Origin of the sequence: Variovorax sp. WDL1 (assembly GCF_001541225.1) — a bacterium.
In the GTDB taxonomy this organism is placed as follows: domain Bacteria; phylum Pseudomonadota; class Gammaproteobacteria; order Burkholderiales; family Burkholderiaceae_C; genus Variovorax.
Window position 1 is genome coordinate 40,941 of sequence record NZ_LMTS01000114.1, and the last position, 4,030, is coordinate 44,970.

Annotated in this window: 3 protein-coding genes; all 3 read right to left on the reverse strand. The window is 68.4% G+C overall.

All coding sequences use genetic code 11. The features are described 5' to 3' along the window. Window positions 1–210: 210 nt before the first annotated feature. Window positions 211–1,422, reverse strand: a complete 1,212-nt coding sequence (flgL, locus tag APY03_RS16045; protein WP_068678184.1) for a flagellar hook-associated protein FlgL — start codon at window positions 1,420–1,422, stop codon at window positions 211–213. Between the two features lie 37 nt (window positions 1,423–1,459). Further along, complete coding sequence (gene flgK / locus APY03_RS16050; protein ID WP_068678185.1) at window positions 1,460–3,418, reverse strand: flagellar hook-associated protein FlgK; 1,959 nt, start codon at window positions 3,416–3,418, stop codon at window positions 1,460–1,462. A 151-nt stretch (window positions 3,419–3,569) separates the two neighbouring features. Further along, window positions 3,570–4,030 (reverse strand): methyl-accepting chemotaxis protein (locus tag APY03_RS16055; protein WP_232324292.1); only part of this gene is annotated, 461 nt, incomplete at its 5' end.

Genomic DNA, 4,030 nt, shown 5'->3' on the forward strand with positions numbered 1-4,030 from the left:
CGCAGCGGCTGCAGCTGTCTGCCGAGCACGATCAGCGAGCACGTCGCGCGCGCCGGAGTCGAGCCCCGCATGGAAGGTCGGCGTTTGCATTTCGACGAAGGACTTCCTGAAGGCCGAGACAAGAATGACCCAGCCACCCACATTCTCGGAGGAAAGCTGCTGCTTGCGCCAACCTGCGCGCTGCTTTTCAGGCGTGGCCTGCAGGCCCTTTCAAAGGTAATTGAACAACGAGATCCCATGCAGCCGCGCAAAGGTCTGCTGCGTCGCCTGCAGCGAGGTCTGGCGCTGCAGGAACTCCGAGATCGCCGCCGCCGGGTCCAGGTCCTGCAGGTCGGACAGATAGCTCTTGTCGATCAGGTCGCGCGAGGCGCCAGCATCGTCGAGGGCATCGATCTCGTTCATGCGCGAGCCGACCGAGGAGCGGATGGTCAGTACGTTGTCGTGCGCATTGGTGATCTTCACGTTGGCGGTGGAGAGCGCGTTCTGAAGGCGGGCCTGCGCCGCAGCGCCGCCATCGGCCAGGGGCTGGCGCAGCGCGCTGATCATGTCGCCGATGGCCGCGAAGACGTCCGTGCCCGCGTTCTTCGCGGTGGCGACCCGGAAGCTGTCGCCATCCGCCGGCGTGCCGCTCATGCTCAGCTGAACGCCTGCAAAGGCGATTGGCGTGCCGGGCGTGTAGGCGCCGGTGGCCGCAACCACGGGCGGGGTGTCGCTGGTCGTCACCGTGTAGTTGCCGCCGGCGAAGCTGATGTTGAAGTCCTTGCCGTAGAGCGCAGCCGAGGCATCGGTCACGCCGACCCCGCCGAACACGCCCGAGCCGGTGTTGGCGGCGCTCGCGCTGGTGACGTAGCCCGCACTGCCCTGCACCGACTGGAACACGCTGCGGCCGTCGTCGGCGGCCGACATCTGGCGCGCGACGTCGACCTGGATCAGGCGCTGCCCCTGGTCGCCCATGTACTGCACCCCGCCGCCGGCCTGCGCCACGAAGGGCGGGTTGGCGCTCTTGTAGCCGGCGAACAGGAACTGGCCGTTGCCGTCGTCGGCATTGGCCACGTTCACCAACTGGTCGAGGTTGCTCTGCATCGCGGTGGCCAGCGAGGCGCGGTCGGCATCGGACAGCGTGCCGTTGCCGGCCTGCACGATCATGGTCTTGACGTTCTGCAGGATCTCGGTGGCGGACTTGAGCGCGTCCTCCTCCCGCGACAGCGACAAGGTCGCGCGGCCGCGGCTGGTCGCGTACTGCGAGGACTGCGCGAGCGCGTCGGAGACGCCCAGCGCGCGGGCCGATGCCACGGGGTCGTCGGCCGGGGTCAGGAACTTGCTCTGGGCAGCGAGCTGCTGCTGGATCCGGAACAGCTGCTGCTGCTGCGAACCGATGTCGTTCATGCTCCGGGCGTAGAAGGATTGGGTGCTGATGCGCATCGCGGCTCCTGGAAGATGGTGGGTGGTCCGCGCGCTGTCAGCCGCGGATGCCGAGGATGGCGTCGAACATGGTCGAGGCGGTCTGGATCACCTTGGCGTTCGCCTGGTACATCTGCTGGTACATCAGCAGGTTGGCGGTTTCCTCGTCCTGGTTCACGCCCGAGATCGAATCGCGGCTGGCGCGGATCTGCTCCGTCACGCTGGTCTGCGTCTTCTCGGCCGTGCGGATCTCCATGGTCCGGTTGCCCACCGCGCTCACCAGCTGCGCGAAGGCGCTGCCGAAGGTGGAGGTGCCGCCATCCATGGTGGTCTTCTTCTGCAGCGCGCCGAGCAGCAGCGCATTGCTGCCGTCGGAGACGCCGCCGCTGTTGTTCCCGATGGTGAAGGTGTCGCCATCGGCGGGCGCGCCCGTCATCTTGACGGTGATCCCGTCGAAGCTCATCGATGCGCCGGCCGTGTAGGGCACCGGATCGCCGGCGGCATGGACGGTCGTGGTCCCGTCGGCCAGGGTCACGGTCACCGCGGAAGTCACCGGGAAGCCCGACAACTCACCGGTGGCGGCGTCGAAGCTCAGGGTCACCGGCGCCGCCAGCGGCGCGGCCAGGTAGCCAGCGTCGACCGTGGGCGCGCCCAGCGCGCCGCTGCCTTGGTTGCTGGCGGTGTTGCCCGCAATCAGCGGCGAGGCCGCGGCTACCTTGGCCGGGTCGATCACCAGCACGTCGACGTCGCGCGCGCCGGTGCGCGTGGGCTGCACCAGGAAGCGGTCGCCGGCCTGGGCCGTGCCGCTGGCCACGCCGAGGCTGACGCCATCGAAGCTGATCGGGAAGGTGGTGTAGTTGCCGACCACCTGCTTGTCCGTGAGCCGCGTCACCGAGTAGGTGAGCGTGCCCGCCACGTCCTTCACCTCCACCGAGTAGTCGCTGATGCTGAGCTGCGAGGGGTCGGTAATGCTCGCGCCGAGCACCATGTCGCCGTTGTTGTGGGCGTTGGTGAACACGCCCGGCGCAGCCTGCGAGAAGAAGTCGGTGCCCAGCACGCCCTTGAGGTCGACGCCCAGCCTGTGCTGGTCGTTGAAGGTGTCGGTGAGCGCCATGGCCAGGCGGCCGATCGCGTTCTGCGAGGTGCTGAGCGTCTCGCTGCGGAAGGCCATCAGCCCGCCGATGGAGCCGCCGCTGAACACGCTGTCGGCGAGCTCGGTGGCAGTGCCGTTGATGCCCACCAGCGACAGCGCCGTGCGCGTCGGGTCGGCCGCAGAGGGGCCGGCCCTGAGCGACATCGCCTGGTCGCCCAGCACCAGCGACTGGCCGTTGCCGATGAAGACGTTGTACTTGCCGCCGTCCTGTTCCAGCACCTTCACGTCCACCAGCTTGCCCAGCTGGTTGACCAGCTGGTCGCGCTGGTCCAGCAGGTCGTTGGGCGGCTGGCCGCCGGCCACGGCGCTCATCTGGCCGATCTGGTGGTTGAGGGTGGCGATCTGCTTTGCGTAGGTGTTGATCTCGCCCACGCTGCCCTGGATCTGCTCGTTGACCGAGGTGTTGAGATCGCTGAGGTACTGGTCGGTGGCGCGGAACTTGTTCGCCAGCGCCTGCGCGGCGCTGATGAGCTGCTGGCGCGCCGCCGGGTCGGCCGGCGTGTTGGCCACGCCCTGCACGCCGGCGAAGAAGCCCTGCATCAGCGGCGAGAGCCCGGAGGTCTTGTCGGCCAGCAGGGAGTCGATGCGGCTGATCTGCGCGTTGTAGCTGGCGAGCGCGGCGCCGGAGGCCTCGGCGCCGTTGAGCTGCGAGGTGAGGTAGGCGTCGTAGCTGCGCGCCACCGTGGTGACGCGGGCGCCCGTGCCGACGAAGCCCGAGGCCAGGCCGATGGCCCCGTTGGTGGCGATCATCGAGGTCTGGCGGCTGTAGCCCGCGGTGTAGACGTTGGCCGTGTTGTGCGCCGTGGTCATGAGCGCGCTGCGGGCCACGCTCAGGCCCGTCAGGCCGGTATAGAACATCGACATTGCTTTACCTGTATGGATATCTGTTCTGGATGGGGGCGCGGCGCGGCGGCCGGGCCGTTTCCTGTTTATCGGCAGCGGCGGCCGAAGCTGAAGGCGGGCCCGGCGGCCTCACTGGAGCACCTTCACCTTCGGAGCGGCCGTGCGGCTCATGTCATGCAGCGAGCCTGAACACGCTGACGGTCTGCACCAGGCTGCCGGCCTGTTCCTGCATCGATTGCGCCGCGGCAGCGGCCTCTTCCACCAGCGCCGCGTTCTGCTGCGTCACCTGGTCCATCTGCGTGATCGCCTGGTTGATCTGCTCGATGCCCTGCGTCTGCTCGTGGCTCGCAGCGCTGATCTCGCCCACGATGTCCGTCACCCGGCGGATGCTGCCCACGATGTCTTCCATCGTCTGGCCCGCTTCGCCCACCAGCACGGTGCCGGCATCGACCTTGCCTACCGAGTCGTCGATCAGGCCCTTGATCTCCTTGGCGGCTGCTGCGGAACGCTGGGCCAGGTTGCGCACCTCGGAGGCCACCACCGCGAAGCCGCGGCCCTGCTCGCCGGCACGCGCGGCTTCCACCGCGGCGTTCAGCGCGAGGATGTTGGTCTGGAAGGCGATGCCGTCGATGA

Excerpts from the sequence above, each read along its gene's own strand:
- flgL (WP_068678184.1), bottom strand. The coding sequence starts at position 1,422 with ATGCGCATCAGCACCCAATCCTTCTACGCCCGGAGCATGAACGACATC.
- flgK (WP_068678185.1), bottom strand. The coding sequence starts at position 3,418 with ATGTCGATGTTCTATACCGGCCTGACGGGCCTGAGCGTGGCCCGCAGC.